Genomic DNA, 16,180 nt, shown 5'->3' with positions numbered 1-16,180 from the left:
AATCAAGGGTGCGGACCTCTGCGCGTCAACGGGCTACCGGGCGACTGCGCAGGCCCTCGGCGCGGGCGGCAGGTGTCATCGGCCCCCGATGCCGGACGGTGGTAGTCCCGACCGGTACGCACGGCGTCGGGCCGGCTGGTCGCCTCGACAACATCGTCGACGCCCTACGTGCCGGGGCCGGGGTGTGCGGGCTCGGCGACTGCGATCCCGGGTCGCGGGTGGCACACAACGGTGATGTCATGCGCCCGATGCTGCGGCGTCCTCGCGTGCGTCACAGGTATCGCGGGCACGGTCGATGGCGGGCATGTGCTCGGCTGCCCACGCCGGCAGCACGCAGGACGGTCGGATCATGACTGTCGAGCACTTCACGCCCGAGGGGATGTCGCAGCCGACTCCTTACCATCATGTGGCTGTGGGCACCGGATCGCGGCAAGTGCACGTCAGCGGTCAGGTCGCGCGCCTCGCCGACGGCACTCCGGTGGCGCCCGGTGACCTCGCTGGACAGGTCGCGCAAGCGCTGCGCAACACCGGCTCGACCGGACGGTGGCGTCGATCGTCCGGCTCCGACAGCGGCGCTCGCTGCGTCGAAGTCTGCATCGAAGATGACGACGTCGAGCTAGGTCCGGATCGGGATGCGTGCTCAATGAAGGAATACCACATCGAACAGCACAAAAGTTGCCACCGCGAAGATCAGGTAGGCGAACCACTTCTGTAGTCGGCGCGTGTCGACGCTCCTCCCGTATCGGCCCGCGACGAGCGATCCGCCGATAGCAGTTGCCGTGAAAGCCACGGCGATTCGCCAGTCGAGACCGAGATCGCCGAGATATGCGAGGAGACCGGACCCGGAATTGGCGGTCACGATCACGAGTGAGGTGCCGACCGCGACGGACATTTCGATGCCGAGCAGCAGGACGAGGGCCGGGATGATGAGAAAGCCGCCGCCGACGCCGAAAAGTCCGGTGAGAAAGCCGACGCCGAGACCGGCCGGGATGGACCTGGCGGTGCATCGGCGCCAGTTGATGCCGAAACCCTCCACGCGACAGGCGGTACCGGTGCCTTCGGTGCTCGACAGCATCCGGACACCCGCTGCGATCATCACGATGGCGAATCCGGCGAGGGTCGCTGCCTCCGGGAGGAGTCGATTCACCGCGCTTCCGGCGAACGCGGCCAGGAGCCCGGTGACGGCGAACATCCCCGCAACGCCCCATTGGACCAGTTCGGCACGAATTTTGGGGAGAGCGCCGAACAGCGACGCGATGCCGACCACCATCAGCGACATCGGAACTGCTTCTTGCAGCGGAATCGCGAGGCCGTAGACCAGGGCGGGAACGGCGAGGATCGACCCGCCGCCCCCGAGCAGGCCGAGGAGGGTTCCGATGACGGCGCCCAGGAGGAGGGAGAGCAGAACGGTCATCCCTTCCTCCTCCCATCTCGTATGGTCATACCGAGCTTCGTGCCATCCGAAGTCTCAGTTCCGGGTGCTCAGTGTGTCGATCGCGGTCTGCCGGGCTCCGCCTTCACGGTGGCCTGCACGGATTCGTCGGCGAGCCGGGGAATTCCCAAACGTCCCAGAACCAGGCTCATCGGACACCAGCCGACGGTCCCGTAGAGGGCGAGGTTGGCGCCCGCGAATCCGGTAAGACCAAGCCAGCGTGGTGAATGCGCGCGGCTCAGTGCCAGGCTCGTGAGTACCACCGAGCCGCCCAGCAAAGGGACGATTCTCTCGATGCTCCAACCATTGTGGCGGGGTAGCTGTGTTCTCATTCTTTCCCATCTCTCGTTCGTGTCCGACCGACGCTCCCACGGTTTCCTGCGAGGTTCGTTGCCGGGTTGGTGCACCTATACCCGGGGGTATTCGCGGTAGCTGTGTCGTAATCCATGCATATGCCCCTGTGATTCCGGGTTCGGACAGATCCGGTGAATCAGCCGTGCGAGAAATTGACGCGCGGCAGCGCCTTACGGAGCCATGCCGGGGACCACCAGGCGGCGTGCCCGGTCAGGCTCAGGGCCACCGGCAGCAGGATCAGTCGCACCAACAATGCGTCCAGCAGCACCGCGACACCGAGGATGATGCCCATCTCCTTCGGCGGCAGGGGCTCCGACAGGGCGAAGGTGAAGAATACGGCCACCATCACCGCCGCCGCCGCGAGGATCACCCGCCCGGAATGCGCGAGTCCCATGATGTGCGCGACATCCGGATCGCCGGACGTCTCGTAGTGTTCTTTGGCGGTCGCGAGCAGGAAGACCGTGTAGTCCATCGCGATCGCGAAGATCATCGCGAAGAAGAACACCGGTCCCCAGCCGTCGAGGAACCCCTGCGGGTCGAATCCGAGCAGACCCGCGCCGACACCGTCCTGGAAGATCAGCTTCGCGACACCGAACGCCGCCGCGGTCGAGAGCAGGCTCACCAGAGTGCCGACGAGCGCGATAAGCGGCGCCCGCAGAGCCACGAGCAGCAGCACGAATCCGAGAACGAGGATGACTCCGACGATCACCGGCAGGTAGTCGTCGAGCGCCTGCTGTAGATCGAGGTTCTCCGCAGGCGCGCCGCCGACCAGCGCACTGTCGGGCAGACCGGTGCGCAGCTGCGACAAAATGGCGCCCATCTTCGCGTCCGAGGGGTCGACGTCCGGGATGGCTTGCAGCATGACGTAGTCGGCGCCGTCCATGGCGGGCTGCGGGGGGATGACCATGGTGATTCCCTCGGTGCCCGCGGCGACGGTTGCGGCCTCGTCGGCATCGACCGAAGGAGCGATGATCTGCAGCATGCCGGGTGCGCCCTCACCCATCTGGGCCTGGACGAGTTCGTAACCCTGGCGGACCGCTGCCCCTTCCGGGACCACCTCGATCGACGGCATGGCTACCTTCAGCCCGAGAACCGGCATGGCCAGAGTCACCAACACCAGCAGCGCGCCGATCGCGAAGGGCCACGGGTGCTTGTGCAGCAGATTGCCCCACGCCTCGAACTTCGGGGAGCGGTGCTGCTGACGCCGGGCGAAGGGCAGCGCGCCGGCATTGACCTTGCCGCCGAGCTTCGCCAGCACCGCGGGGAGCAGGGTCATAGAGGCGGCGAGGACGAAGAACACGGCGAGCATGATGCCCACGGCCATCGTGCGCACGGCGGGGGCGGGCACGAGTAGCACGGCGGACAGGCTCACCAGCACTGTGATCGCGGAGAGCGCGATCGCCTTGCCCGCAGTGTCCATGGTCTCGGCCACCGCGGCCCGCCTGTCCGCGTTCTTGCTCAGCGCATCTCGGAAGCGAGCCACGATGAACAGGGCGTAGTCGATGCCGAGGGCTAGGGCGAACATCATCGCGAAGTTCATCGCCCACACCGAGATCGGGGTGACCTCGTTGACGAGCACGAGGCCACCCGCCGAGGCCACCAGCCCGGCGAGGGTCAGCAGTAGCGGCAATCCGGCAGCGACGAGGGAGCCGAAGGCGAGCACCATGATCGCCAAAGTCACCGGCCACGAGAACATTTCGGCTTTGATCATGGCATCGTGGTTGGCCTTGTTGAAGTCGCTCCACAGAGCGGAGGATCCGGTCGGATACACCTCGATGCCATCACCCGAGAGTGCGGCCAATTCGTGTTGGATGTCATCGACCGCCTTCACCATGTGGTCGGTGGAGGCATTCGCGCCGGCGATCATGATGCCGGTGTGTCCGTCGGGGCTGATCGACATACCCGCCTGCGGCGCGATGACCGCACCGAATCGAGGGTCCGATGCGAAGATGGTGGTGGCCTCGGCCACGGTGTCGCGCATCGGGGCATCGCCGACTCGCAGCGTATCCGAGTGCACCACCACCTGGACTGCGGCCGACGAGTTGCCGCCGAAGTGTTGCTCGGCGAGTTCGCGCACCCGCACCGATTCCGAACCATCGGCCTGCCATCCGGCGCCGGCCAGGGAGCTGAAAACACTCGGGGCTGCCGCGCCCAGGGCGATCAGTCCGATCACCCAGACGGCGAACACCCATTTGGCGTGTGTCGCCATGGCTGAACCCAGGCGCGCCATCGGGCCCCCCGGCATCGAGGGTGGTGCGCCGCTCACACTCTTCGGGGGCTTCGACTTCGTTTCACTCATACCTCAACTCCTTATACACCTGGGGGTATATCTGGATGCGCTGCGCTCCGGACTCTCCGACCGCGCACGTTTCCTACGAGGGACCGGCCACCACGCTGGTGTCCCTGGAGCGGGGTGGTCCTTGCGCTGATGCTGTTGGACCGGTCAGACAGAAACGTGGGCCTCGGCCCATTCGTTGTAACCGCCGATCAGGTCGGAGACCCGCTCGAAGCCCTGGGCGCGCAGCAGCGAGGCCGCCACACTCGACCGCCATCCGCCGGCGCAGTGCACCACGATCGGCCGGTCGGTGGGCACCTGCTCGAGCCGGATGCGCAGCTGCGCCAACGGGACCGCGATCGCCCCGGGGATGACCCCCAACTCGTGTTCACCCGGGTTGCGGATATCGACCAGGGTGACCGCGTCCGCGGCGAGCAAGCGGTCCAGCTCTTGCACGGTGGTACGCGGCGCGGTCCTTACCAAGTCCGCCAACTCGGTCGGGAACACTCCGTCGGCGCCGATATCGAGGTAGCCCACGGCATTGTCCGAGCCGATCCGTGCCAGCCGCAGCGCCGCGTCCTGCTCCTCGCCGGGGTAGGTGATCAGCACGATGCGCTCCCCCACTTCTGCGACCATGCCGCTGGTTTCGGCGAACCGGCCGTCGAAGCCGACGTTGACCGACCCCGCTAGGTGTCCGGCGGCGAAGTCCTCGACGCTGCGGGCGTCGAGCACCCGGGTCCCGGCCACGAGCTCGGCCCGAACCTGGACCGGGGTCTGTTCGGGAATACGCCGGGCCGGATCGAGCAACGGACGCCTCGTCTTGTTCAACCCGGCATCCACCGAGAAGTACGACGGCGCCGCCGGCTGACCGTCGACCACCAACGCCACGAACGCCTCCTCGCTCATCGGCTGTACCGAGGGGTTCGTCATCCGCTGCTCGCCGATGGTCGAGGTCAGCTCCTCGGACAAATTCTTCCCACACGACGAACCGGCGCCGTGGGCGGGCATCACCGTCACCACATCGGGCAGGGCCAGCAGCTTCTCATGGATGGTGTGGTACATCGCCCTGGCCAGATCCGAGGTCGAGCTGTCGCCGATGTTCACCAGATCCGGCCTGCCCACATCGCCGATGAACAGGGAGTCGCCGGTGAGAACCGCTGTGGGGATGGCGCCGGGATATTCCCGAACCAGCACACTGATCGATTCCCAGGTGTGCCCTGGAGTGGACAGGATTTCCAGTTCGACGTCGCCGAGGGAAAGGTGCTCGCCATCGGCGAGGCGGCGGATCGGGTAGTCGGCCTCCGCGGCCTCGCCGAAACCGATCCACGCGCCGGTCGCCTCGAGTAGCTCCAGGTGCCCGGACACGAAGTCGGCATGGAAATGGGTGTTGATCACACCCTCGATGGTCAGACCCAGCCGCCGTGCGTCGTCGAGGTATTCGGTGACGTCACGGCGCGGGTCGACCACCACGGCGCGGCCCGTGCTCTCGTCGCCGATCAGGTACGACGCATGGGACAGGCACTCGATGTAGTACTGCTCGAGAATCATCGCGTTTCCTCCGTGTCGTCGATCCCAGGGCTGCTCTTGGAGAGGCTGCCATATACCCCCCAGGGTATGTCAAGTACCCCCGGGGGTATGCAGAGTTCTCTCGAGCCCGGTATACCACCCGGGGTATAATCGCGGCTTCGGTTCTAGGAAGGAACGCATCATGGTCGGCGACGAAGACAGCATCGCTTTGGTTCTCAACCGGCTGCGCCGGGCGCAGGGCCAACTCGCGGGAGTGATCTCGATGATCGAGCAGGGCCGCGACTGCAAAGACGTCGTCACCCAACTCGCGGCGGTCTCACGCGCGCTGGACAAGGCCGGATTCAAGATCGTCGCCACAGGATTGCGAGAATGCCTCAGCGGGCAGGCCTCCGAAGGCGACGCATCGATGACCGAAGCCGAACTGGAGAAACTGTTCTTGGCTCTCGCCTGATTCCGATCGGGCACGGGTGGCAATCCGGCGGGGCGCGCCGCGTCCCGGTCTTGCCAGCCCGAATCTGCTCGATGCGCGGCGCGTGTTCGCCGCCGGGTGGGCGGCCCTGCTCGTGGGTTCGATCATCGCGGGCGCGGCGGGCAGTGTCGCGACCGAACCGGCCGGACGCGCGATCCAGGGTGGCGGCGCCCGCGCTGGCGGCGTTGATCGCGGTCACCGCGCTGATGCCTGACGCGCCGGTCCGTTCCGGCTCCGTCGACCTGCTCGGCTCGGTGACGGTCACCGTCGGCGTCGCCGCAGCCGTCTACGGCATCGTCCCCGGACCGGAGGTCGGGTGGGCGTCGGGATAACCAGATATTATCGGTATCCGATATCGGTTCGGTGACAGTGAGGGTGGTGGTCGGTGCGGGAGTTCCAGCGGGGTGCGGTGCGGCTACATATCCTGCATCACGCGGCCGAGGAGGATGTGCACGGCGCGTGGCTGACCGAGGAGCTGTCCGGGCACGGTTACAAGATCAGTCCGGGCACGCTGTATCCGACGTTGCACCGGCTGGAGGCCGATGGGCTGCTGACCTCGCGGCAGGAGGTGGTCGGCGGCCGGGCGCGACGGGTGTACCGGGCGACGGAAGCAGGTCGGGCGGCGCTGGCCGAGGACCGGCGCGCGCTGCGGGAGTTGGCGCGTGAGGTCCTCGGCGACGACCCTCGTGGCGAGCGCTCCGGCGGCCGGTCGGCGTGACGCCGGATGTCCCCTCGAGGAGGTGATGACTTGGGTGCGGCCGGCTTCCGTTTCGAGGAGGTCGTGGTGGCTCACGACGGTATTCGCGCGCTCGACGGGTTCACCGCCGATCTTCCCGGCCACGGAGTCACGGCGATCTTCGGGCCGTCGGGGTCGGGCAAATCCACGCTGCTGCGGTTGTGCAACCGGCTGGAAGTACCCACTTCCGGCCGGGTCCTGTTCGGCGGCACCGATGTCGCCGAGCTGGATCCGCTGCGGCTGCGCCGGCGGGTCGGCATGGTGTTCCAGCGACCCACCCCGTTCCCGGGCACGATCGCGGAGAATCTGCGCACCGCGAGCCCGGCCGCAGACCGGTCCCGGCTGGAGGCGCAGCTGGCCCGGGTCGGGTTGCCCACGTCCTGGCTGGACCATGACGCGAACGCGCTCTCCGGTGGTGAGGTGCAGCGGATGTGCCTGGCGCGCACGCTGATCACCGGGCCGCAGGTGCTGCTGCTCGATGAACCGACCTCCGCGCTCGACGAGTCGGCGGTGGGCGTTGTCGAGCGGGCGGTAGTCGAGCTGGCGCGCGAGGAGGTGACCGTGCTGTGGGTGACCCATGATCCGCAGCAGGTGCGACGTGTCGCGGACCGGGTGCTGCGCATCGAGGCGGGCCGCTGCGTCGGCCTCGAGCCGGTCGATGGGCCGCCGGACTCCCTGGAGGTGCGGGCATGAACGATCTCATCGGGGCCGGTGGGCTGGCGATCTCGCTGGCGTTGATCGGCGTGGCCGCGGTTGTCTCCTTGTGGCAGCGGCTCGGCCTCGAGCAGCAGATCCTGTGGTCCGCGGCCCGTGCCCTGGTGCAACTGCTGCTGGTGGGGGCGGCGTTGACACTGCTGCTGGAACCGGGGCGGTCGGTGGCGTGGTCGTGGCTGTGGGTGGTGGCGATGCTCGCCTACGCCGGTGACGTCGCCCGCCGCCGCGCGCCTGAGGTGCCGCGGGTCATGCCACTGACCATCGCCGCGTTCGCCGCGGCCGCCGCGATCACCCTCGGGGTCGTGTTCGGGTTCCGGGTGCTGCCGCTGGAAGCGCGCACGCTCGTTCCGATCGCCGGAATGATGGTCGGAAACTCCATGACCGCGACCGTTCTGGCCGCACGCCGCCTGGTGGACGAGCTACGCGACAAGCGTGACGAGGTCGAGGCTCGGCTCGCACTCGGGCAACCGTCCCGCCAGGCCGCCACCCCGTATGCGCAGGCGGCGTTGCGGGCGGCGCTGACCCCGCAGATCGAGACCACCAAAGCCACCGGGCTGGTGTTCCTACCCGGCGCGATGACCGGCCTCATCCTCGCCGGGGTGCCTCCCGTGCAGGCCGTGTTGCTGCAGGCGGTGGTCATGTTCCTGGTCCTGGCCTCGGTGTCGACCACTACCGTGGTTGTCACTCTCGGACTGGTACGTCGCGTCTTCACCGCCGACCACCGTCTGCGCCCGCTGCCTCGGCCGCGCACCGGTCCGGCCACGGCCGCACGCTCTGCTGCATGACCGGCGGAAAGCCTGTCCGCGAAACATATTCGGGGACAGGGTGTGGAGGCAGGTCGGTCAATGTGAGACCGGCTGCGCGCTGGCCGGGGTGGTGCGCGGGCGGGCGTCGATCGACCATCCGCCGGCGCCGACGAGCAGCAGGAACATGCTGCCACACAGCATGGCCAGGTCGGTGCGGGATTCGTGGGTGAAGTCCCACCACCCGGACTTGCCGGTGAACAGCGGTGCTTCGCCCCACAGAATGGGCAGTTTGGTGATCAGCAGCGCGCCTGCCATGTTCACGATCATCGGGATCACCGCCAGCCGGGTGAGCAGTCCAGCGAGAATCAGGGCACCACAAACTATTTCGAATATCCCGTCCAGCGGGGCGAAGAAGCCGGGCGCGGGGATACCGGCCTTGTCGAAGCGGCCGGTGCCGAGCCGGTCGGGGTCGAGAAATTTCTGGATGCCTTCGAACAGGAAGATCGTGCCGACGTAGAAGCGGATCAGTACCACCGCCGCAGGCGCGGAGGTCGCGGTCAGGCGGGTCGTCCAGGAGCTGGTGGTGGACATGAGCGGATTCCCCTCTTTCGTTCAGTGCGGTGTTGTCGTGCGAAGCTCGTCGCCGAGGCGCTGACGAGGGCGCGCAGGCCACAGACGAAGGCTCCGGCGGGAACGACAGCCGCGCCGGTGGCCACCGCCGACGGCGGCAGGGTGAACGCGGCCTCGCGCCTGGTTTCGATCATCGGCCCGCTCGGCTGCCTCGTGACCCGGTGTGCGGCGAGGGCGGTGACGGTGTGTTCGTGGCTGTGACATGGATGGACCACCACCTTCACCGCGCTGAGATTTCCAGGGCGAGAGCGGTTGGAACAGCGCGCCGCGCCCCACGCCGAATCCGATGCCGACCATGATCGCGGTCGGTGTGGCCGAGCCGAGGGCGTCGGGGCAGGTGGTGACGATGGCGATGGGAGGACAGGATCGCTGCACTGAATGGGTGGTCGGTGATCAGCAACCATGCTTCCAGTGTGGATCTACCGCGCCTGCACCCTCGTAGGGAGGCCGTGGCGGCCGCCGCTCGTCGTCGCATCGGGACGACGAGCGGCGGTCGCGGATCGGTCGAGGCCGTGCAGGGCCGGCGCGGCGAGCGCGCCGACGGTGGCTAGGAGCCCGCCCCAGTCGGCTCCGGTGTTGTGGGCGGCGCCGACCAGTGCGCCGGTGGCGAGGTTACCGATCAGGATTCCGACGCCGACGACGGTGCTGTAGAACAGACTGTCGTCCCGGCGGAGTTCGCGATCGCCGAGCCACCCACAGCGCTTGAATCAGCACACCCATCCCGAGCATGCTCGGCGTGCGGGCCATCGCATGGCCCAGCTGACATCGTTATGCTGACAGTTCACCTCTAGCAAGCGCCTGTCGGCAGCGCCGAACGAACGCGCTGCTCGGAGAGCGACCTCGGGCCCGAGTTCGCGGCCGACCTCCGGTCAGCTCTGCTGCAGCATGCGCTGCATCTGGTCGATCTCGGCCTGCTGAGTGGATATGACGGTCTCGGCGAGCTTGCGTGCCTCTGGGTTCTTGCCGTTCGCCAGCTCGGTCTGCGCCATCTCGATCGCACCGCGGTGATGTTCGATCATCATCGACAGCCACATCCGGTCGAAGTCGCTACCAGACATTGATTGCAGCGATGCCATGCCCTCCGGCGACATCATTCCCGGCATCTCTGGCATCCCCGGCATGCCGTGGTTCTCTGTAGGCGCTGGCTTTCCGAACTGCTGCAACAACGCCGAAATCTGGGCCATTTCCGGCTCCTGAGCGGCCTTGACGGCTGCGGCCAGATCCAGTACCTGCTGATTTTGCGAGCGTGACGGCACCATGTCCGCCATCTGCACCGCCTGGGCGTGATGCGGATACATCATCTGCAGAAATCTGACATCGGTTTCGTTGTAGTCCGGCTGTGCCTGCGGGGTTGTCCCCGGCATCGTCTCGCCGGGTGTCGTCCCCGCCGTCCCACCCTGGTCGTCGCCGTCACCGCAACCCATGAGGGCAATCGCGGCAGCGGCGACGATGACAACGCCCCGCCGGAACAATGTCGATCCTGGGTACATCGATGAACTCCTCGCGTCTCGAACTGGAAGCGGCGGTCGAATAGGAGCGCGTGCTACATCTACAGCGGCATGGTTCTGGTTGCGGCGTCCATCGCGGCCAGAACACCACCGACTCGGTGGGTGCGCCCAAAAGAACCCTGTGTCGCGCGTCTTCGATATCTCGGCTGCGGCAGGTTCACCGCGGTACTTCTCCGACTGATACCACTGGGGAGCGACGGTATGCATCGAACGAAGGGTTTGTGGACAGTCGTTATAGCGCGGGGTTCGACAGCTGCATCATCGGACCCGAGCCGAGCCTCGGAACAAGCCATCGTGGCTGCGACCGTAGCGTGGCCGGATCAGATGCCCAGGCGTGGTCGGCTTCGCGTGCCGCGACCGAAGAGCACGGCTGCGATCACGACCAAGGCGCTGGGCCAGGCCAGGGCGAGCAGCAGCGTTGCGGGCAGGTCGAAGTCGGTGGTCAGGCCGGTGTCGAACAGCAGTCGAGTGCTCGCGTATCCGGGCCAGAGTCGCGCCCAGGGGGCCGGTTCGGGGCGCAGCATCGGGCTCTGGATCAAGCCGAGGTCCAGAAACGGGATCAGGAAGGCGACGAAGACGCCGGCGACGCGGCCGAACAGCGGCGCGAGAATCATCCCGATCAGGGCGTAGGTGATCGCGGCGAGCATGAGGGCGGTGATGAATCCGGCGCACTGCGCGGGCGTGAAGACCGTCGCTGTGACCGCGAGGGCGGCGAGGCCGATGACCGCCACCGCCACCGTGAGGACGCCGAAACGGACCGCGAGCAGCACACTCCTGCGGTATCCGGCCAGTCGTAGTCGTCGATCGCCCGCCTCGGAGTCTGCCACCACGAACAGCCCGGCGAGGGTGGCCAATGCGGCGACCGCGATCGGTGCCATGGTGCCCGCGTGCACCTCGGGGAACCAGAACGCGTCGGCAACGGTCCGATCGCCGTGACGCACCGAGATCGCAATGGTGCGTTCTGGGGTGGTCACCTTGGCGAGCAGGATGAACACCACCGGCACGACCACCAGCAACGCCAGCAGCGCGGGGTTACGGCGCAGATCGACCAGACCCAACCGCAGCCCGGTGACCAGCTGCCCGGAGGGGCGGTGCGCGGGCGGCGCGGCGCGGGCGGCGCGGACGAGCACGACCGAGCCGACAGCGACCGCGGTGATCAACCACGCCAGGGCGTAGCCGAGGTCGGTGATCCGTCCGCCGTGCCCGGACGGCAGGTCGATCATCCACAAGGTCACGAAATGCGTCGGCAACCAGCGAATGAAGGTCTGGTCGGTGCCCATGCGGGAGGGCCCGAAGAACACGTCGATGATCCACACGAACAACACCAGCACCGCGCCGTTGACCGGGTTGGTGGCCAGCACCCCGATCACGGCGCCGATGGCCAGATAGATCACCGCGAACATCAGCGTCCCGGCGATCGTGCGGAGCGGCTGGTCGAGGCCGGTGCGCGCCGCCAACGCCGCCAGCGACACCGCCGACACGAGCACTGCAAGCAGCAGTCCCGTAGCCGCGCGGGCGGCGACCAGTCGTCCAGGAGCCAGCCCGGCAACCACCAGCCGCCGGTCGGCGGCGCGGCCAGCGCGGATCTGGAAGTACATCGCCAGGCCCGCGAGGAACCCCGCCGACCAGCCGACTGTCGCGGTCTCCACCGACATCTCGATACCCCCGAGCAATTCCATGGCATCGGAGATCGTTCCCGCGGCGACGAACACGAACAGCGCGGGCACGAGCACCAGCACCACCAGGTTCACCAGGTTGCGGGCGTAATCAGTAACGAAGGCCCGCACGTAGGGCAGGACGGATTGGTTCATGGTCGCGGCTCGCTGGTGGAGGGCGGTCGGTCCGATGCCGATGCCGATGCGTTGGCGATTCGCGGTGTCACTTTCCCGTCGCGTAGTTCCAGGATGCGGTCGAAGCGGTGCTCGTCGGCGACGAAGTGACTGATGATCAACACCGAGCGGCCCGCGGCGCGGCGGTGGGCGACCAGTTCCCAGAATTTCAGGTAGGTGTCCCAGTCGAATCCGGCGTAGGGTTCATCGAGCAGAAGCACGGCGGGATCGGCCAGCAGGGCGAGGGCGAGATTCAGTTTGGCCAGCGTCCCGCCGGACAGACGATCCGCCCTGGCCCTGGCGTAGCGCTGGAAACCCAACGCCGCATACAGTTCCCGCTGCGCGCGCTGTTGATCTTCCCGGGTCATCCGGTAGGCGCGGGCGAACAACTCGATGTGCTCGTCACAGGTCAACCGTTCGTAGATCACCGGCTGCTGCGGGCAGTATCCGAGCAGCCCGGATCGGGTGACGGTCCCGGTGTCCGGTCGCAGCTCGCCCACCAGAACCTTCATCACCGTCGATTTGCCCGACCCGTTCTCCCCGACCATTCCCACCACCTCACCAGGGCACAACGCCAAGTCCACGCCGCGCAGCACCATCCGCCGCGACGCGAACGGCCACCCGCCGCGGCGAAAGGATTTCCCGATCCCAGTGGCGGTCAACACCGGCGCGCACGTCGCCGCCGCAGTCTGCATTTCGGTGGCGGGACTGTCAGACCGGGCATGCTGTGTGGACATGGGCGCTCCGCTCAGTTGATCAGGTGCGGTGCTCGAGCCTGCTGCCGAAACGGTTCGTCACCTGCCGTACTCCCGTGTCGCCCGCGACCGGTCGTCGTACCGGTGGCGATGCATCGCGCCCCGTTCCTCGCTGTTCGCCAACCGCAGGTAGGCCCCGACGCGGATCAGGAACCGGGATGGTCGGCCACTGCAAGAGGAACCCCATCATCACCAGCAGTAACCCGTCGTACTGCGGGTGGCGCACCCACGTCTACGGTCCCGTCAGCGGCACGGTCACGGTCGGTCGGAGGTGGGGTCGTAGTCGTGGCGTTTGCTCATCTGGTGTGACTGGTCGTCGTTGCCGTGTCCGTGGCCGCCCATCATGAACATCATCATCAGCGGGCAGGCCAGCACCACCAGCAGCACCAGCAGTGTCGACATCGACACTCCGGAAATGGCGAGACCGGCGACCAGCACGGCCAACGCTAGCGCGTACCACGGAAGATGCCGAGTGTTCATCGCCTTTCCCTTCTCTCGCGATCACCTCGAGTCTGCGCTCGCACACCGGTTGCGCAGGATGGGACGAGGTCGCCTCGAGCGGCGCCGAAGGACACCCATCCAACCGCCAAAGGTCCCTACGCACGCGGGGTATCGACGCGGCAGCCTCGGTGGCACCGCACGACCAAGCCCTGCGGACCGGCCACTGCGGCCGGATCGCTCGATGAGAAGGAAATCGCGTCATGAACCCCATGCACATGTTGTGTCAATGGATGTGCAGCCTGATGGGTGGTTGCCCGATGATGGGTCAGCCGATGTGACATCCACCCCAGCCCCCAACTCACCCGGCTAGGTACGGTGGGTGGCGCAACAAAACGCTGCACCCCTGAAACGAGGTGTCGGTCGATGAGGGTGGTCGACCGGAGTTCAGCTCGTTGCGGCGCGCCGCGATGGCCACGACCTCGATCGCCGGGCGCATTACCCCGCCCATCCGATCACCTCCATGACGAGCGGGGACCACCGCTCGTATCTCGTCCGCTGACATCTCGCCGCTGGCGAGGCTGTGATCCCTCGCATGACGGGGCTCGCGGCCTCCGCGCGGGCGTCCGGGCTCTTCTACATCTGCTCGGAATGGCCCGCGTACAGGCGGGAGCCACCTTCCGGAGCCGGTGACACCGGGTCGGCGGCGTGTACGTCGAGTCTGCGCGGTAATACCCGCGGGGGGTAGGGACCTTCGGATGCGTCGGAAGGGCACCTGGTCTCTAGCCGCCGCGGTCAGCGGCGCGGACCGTAGAAAGCGTCGATCGCACGCCCAGGCCGACACGTCAGCGGAATTGGGCGTCGCGACGACGCTGGTGATTCGCATCGATCAAGGAGAGTCCGATGATGTTCTGGTATGGCGACGAGGGGATGAGTGGGTGGGGTTACGGGCTCATGACCGTTGGCATGGTGGTGTTCTGGGTACTGGTGATCGGCGGGGTGATCCTCACAGTCCGATACCTGGCACAGCCGTCCGCGCCGGTCGTCGGCGCGCCGATCGTGCGCCCCAGCGCCGAGCAAGTGCTGGCCGAGCGCTTTGCCCGCGGTGAGATCGATGCCGACGAATACCACCATCGACTGGCTACGCTACGCGGCGATATCGGCTCCGGCCCGGGTCCGAAGAGCTCCGGTGACGGGTAGCGAGTGGTACACGGACAGCGTCGAGACCGAGGCAGTCGCCCCCATTGCGTCCGCCGCGGCGCCTGTGTCGCGCTGTGATCCGCGCCCTCCCATCCCGCATCGAAACACTCTCCGCGACTGATACTTCGACTACCGGCCGATGGAGGAGCGCCCCCGTGACAACCCATCCTGATACTCATCTACACCAGCCGAAGGAACGCGCCACCGCCGTGCTCGATGTGCGTGGCCTGCTGTTCGCCTCGGAGCAGAACGTTGTCGCCGCCCGGTTGGCTCGTCGCCCCGGCGTGCATCACGTAGAAGTCAACCCGGTGGCCCAGACCGCGACCGTGGTCTATGACCAGGCGCTGACTTCGATTGCGGCGCTGCGGGACTGGGTCATCGAATGCGGCTACCACTGCGCCGGTCGCTCGGTGCCCGCCCACCTCTGCGACCCGCTGACCGAACCGGATCCACCCGTGGAAGCCGGGCACCACGATGAACCCGAACGTGCTGGTCAGCTGGCGACTGCGGGGCCTGTCGACGATGTCGGCCACACCATGGCGGCCCCTGCTCACGCCGAACACCCGGCAGGCGCCGGCGACCTGCGTTCTCCGCACGAGGCGATGGGCCACGGTGGTCATGCCGGGATGTCGATGGCAGCTATGGTTGCCGACATGCGCAACCGGTTCCTGGTCGCGTTGGTGTTCTCGATCCCGATCGTGATCTGGTCGCCCATCGGAAGGGACGTTCTGGGGCTGGATGTGCCGGTCCCGTTCGGTCTGCGCGAAGACCTCTGGGCGTTGTTGCTGAGCTTGCCGGTCATCTTCTACTCGTCGTGGATCTTCTTCGACGGCGCCGCCCGCGCTCTGCGAGCCCGCACGCTGGACATGATGGTGCTGGTCGCGGTCGCGATCGGCTCGGGTTGGCTGTACTCGCTGGTGATCACGTTGACCGGCGGCGGTGAAGTGTTCTATGAGGCCGCGACCGTGCTGGCCGCGTTCGTGCTGCTGGGGCACTGGTTCGAGATGCGCGCCCGCGGCGGCGCCAACGACGCCATCCGCACCTTGCTCGACCTCGCGCCGCCGAAGGCGCTGGTACTGCGCGACGGCGGACCTGTCGAGATCCCCACGGCCGAAGTCGTGGTCGGCGATCTGCTGCTGGTGCGCCCAGGGGCGAAGATCGCCGTCGACGGGGTCGTGGAGGATGGTGACAGTGAGGTCGACGAGTCGATGGTCACCGGCGAGAGCCTGCCGGTGCACAAGGCCCCCGGCTCGGCGGTCATCGGCGCCACCATCAACGCCAACGGCACCTTGCGGGTGCGCGCGACCAAGGTCGGCGCGGACACCGCGCTGGCGCAGATCGTGCAACTGGTGCAGGAAGCCCAGAATTCGAAGGCTCCCGGCCAGCGTCTGGCCGACAAGGCGGCGTTCTGGCTGGTGTTCGTCGCGCTGATCGGTGGTGGCGGCACGCTGGCGGCCTGGCTGCTGTTGTCCGATCGCCCGTTCTCGGCGGCGATCCTGTTCGCGATCACCGTCGTGGTCATCACCTGCCCGGACGCCCTCGGCCTGGCCACCCCCACCGCGATCAT

Annotated in this window: 16 protein-coding genes and 1 pseudogene; 8 read left to right on the top strand and 9 right to left on the bottom strand. The window is 67.3% G+C overall.

Features of this window, described 5'->3' with window-relative positions; translation table 11 throughout:
* Window positions 1–349 precede the first annotated feature (349 nt).
* Window positions 350–535 (top strand): annotated as a pseudogene (locus ON27_RS45045) (RidA family protein); the annotation flags it as partial.
* Window positions 536–640: 105 nt separating this feature from the next.
* Here the strand turns inward: ON27_RS45045 and ON27_RS31540 are convergent.
* From ON27_RS31540 to ON27_RS31525, 4 genes are all read right to left on the bottom strand, one after another.
* Entirely contained in the window at window positions 641–1,414 is a 774-nt protein-coding gene (locus tag ON27_RS31540) for a sulfite exporter TauE/SafE family protein (protein WP_043735893.1), read from the bottom strand.
* A 68-nt stretch (window positions 1,415–1,482) separates the two neighbouring features.
* Window positions 1,483–1,764 carry a YgaP family membrane protein gene (locus ON27_RS31535; protein WP_043735891.1) on the bottom strand — a complete coding sequence of 94 codons (282 nt, stop codon included), beginning with the start codon at window positions 1,762–1,764 and terminating at the stop codon, window positions 1,483–1,485.
* 158 nt (window positions 1,765–1,922) lie between these two features.
* Window positions 1,923–4,031, bottom strand: coding sequence for an MMPL family transporter (locus ON27_RS31530; RefSeq protein ID WP_245560397.1), 2,109 nt, complete (start codon window positions 4,029–4,031; stop codon window positions 1,923–1,925).
* Between the two features lie 198 nt (window positions 4,032–4,229).
* The gene (locus ON27_RS31525) at window positions 4,230–5,609 is read right to left on the bottom strand and encodes an MBL fold metallo-hydrolase (protein ID WP_043735885.1); all 1,380 of its coding nucleotides are present in this window, start codon (window positions 5,607–5,609) and stop codon (window positions 4,230–4,232) included.
* A gap of 160 nt (window positions 5,610–5,769) precedes the next feature.
* On the opposite strand from ON27_RS31525, the gene ON27_RS31520 reads away from it, so the two are divergent.
* From ON27_RS31520 to ON27_RS31500, 5 genes are all read left to right on the top strand, one after another.
* Window positions 5,770–6,039, top strand: a complete 270-nt coding sequence (locus ON27_RS31520) for a metal-sensitive transcriptional regulator (protein ID WP_043735883.1) — start codon at window positions 5,770–5,772, stop codon at window positions 6,037–6,039.
* 143 nt (window positions 6,040–6,182) lie between these two features.
* The gene (locus ON27_RS31515) at window positions 6,183–6,389 is read left to right on the top strand and encodes a hypothetical protein (RefSeq protein ID WP_043735880.1); all 207 of its coding nucleotides are present in this window, start codon (window positions 6,183–6,185) and stop codon (window positions 6,387–6,389) included.
* Between the two features lie 53 nt (window positions 6,390–6,442).
* Window positions 6,443–6,775, top strand: a complete 333-nt coding sequence (locus ON27_RS31510; RefSeq protein ID WP_043735878.1) for an Rv3488 family transcriptional regulator — start codon at window positions 6,443–6,445, stop codon at window positions 6,773–6,775.
* A gap of 6 nt (window positions 6,776–6,781) precedes the next feature.
* Complete coding sequence (locus ON27_RS31505; protein ID WP_051047184.1) at window positions 6,782–7,486, top strand: ABC transporter ATP-binding protein; 705 nt, start codon at window positions 6,782–6,784, stop codon at window positions 7,484–7,486.
* Window positions 7,483–8,292, top strand: a complete 810-nt coding sequence (locus ON27_RS31500; protein ID WP_043735875.1) for an ABC transporter permease — start codon at window positions 7,483–7,485, stop codon at window positions 8,290–8,292. Before ON27_RS31505 ends, ON27_RS31500 begins: the two co-directional genes overlap by 4 nt.
* A gap of 57 nt (window positions 8,293–8,349) precedes the next feature.
* On the opposite strand, the gene ON27_RS31495 is transcribed toward ON27_RS31500, so the two are convergent.
* The 5 genes from ON27_RS31495 to ON27_RS31475 form a co-directional block, all read right to left on the bottom strand.
* Window positions 8,350–8,844, bottom strand: coding sequence for a DoxX family protein (locus ON27_RS31495; RefSeq protein WP_051047183.1), 495 nt, complete (start codon window positions 8,842–8,844; stop codon window positions 8,350–8,352).
* A 908-nt stretch (window positions 8,845–9,752) separates the two neighbouring features.
* A complete protein-coding gene (locus ON27_RS31490) occupies window positions 9,753–10,373 on the bottom strand; it encodes a DUF305 domain-containing protein (protein WP_083887932.1) in 621 nt (206 codons plus the stop codon).
* A gap of 338 nt (window positions 10,374–10,711) precedes the next feature.
* A complete protein-coding gene (locus ON27_RS31485; protein WP_043735873.1) occupies window positions 10,712–12,202 on the bottom strand; it encodes an ABC transporter permease in 1,491 nt (496 codons plus the stop codon).
* The gene (locus ON27_RS31480) at window positions 12,199–12,957 is read right to left on the bottom strand and encodes an ATP-binding cassette domain-containing protein (RefSeq protein ID WP_083887931.1); all 759 of its coding nucleotides are present in this window, start codon (window positions 12,955–12,957) and stop codon (window positions 12,199–12,201) included. Before ON27_RS31480 ends, ON27_RS31485 begins: the two co-directional genes overlap by 4 nt.
* A 273-nt stretch (window positions 12,958–13,230) precedes the next feature.
* Entirely contained in the window at window positions 13,231–13,455 is a 225-nt protein-coding gene (locus tag ON27_RS31475) for a DUF2933 domain-containing protein (protein ID WP_043735872.1), read from the bottom strand.
* A gap of 861 nt (window positions 13,456–14,316) precedes the next feature.
* Here ON27_RS31475 and ON27_RS31470 point away from each other — a divergent pair.
* The gene (locus ON27_RS31470; protein ID WP_043735871.1) at window positions 14,317–14,613 is read left to right on the top strand and encodes an SHOCT domain-containing protein; all 297 of its coding nucleotides are present in this window, start codon (window positions 14,317–14,319) and stop codon (window positions 14,611–14,613) included.
* A 155-nt stretch (window positions 14,614–14,768) separates the two neighbouring features.
* The coding region (locus ON27_RS31465; protein ID WP_043735896.1) for a heavy metal translocating P-type ATPase at window positions 14,769–16,180 on the top strand (1,412 nt) is incomplete at its 3' end.

It is taken from the genome of Nocardia asiatica NBRC 100129 (assembly GCF_000308415.1).
GTDB lineage: Bacteria > Actinomycetota > Actinomycetes > Mycobacteriales > Mycobacteriaceae > Nocardia > Nocardia asiatica.
The sequence above is the reverse complement of the archived record's forward strand: the minus strand, read 5'-3'. Positions and strand labels throughout refer to the sequence as shown.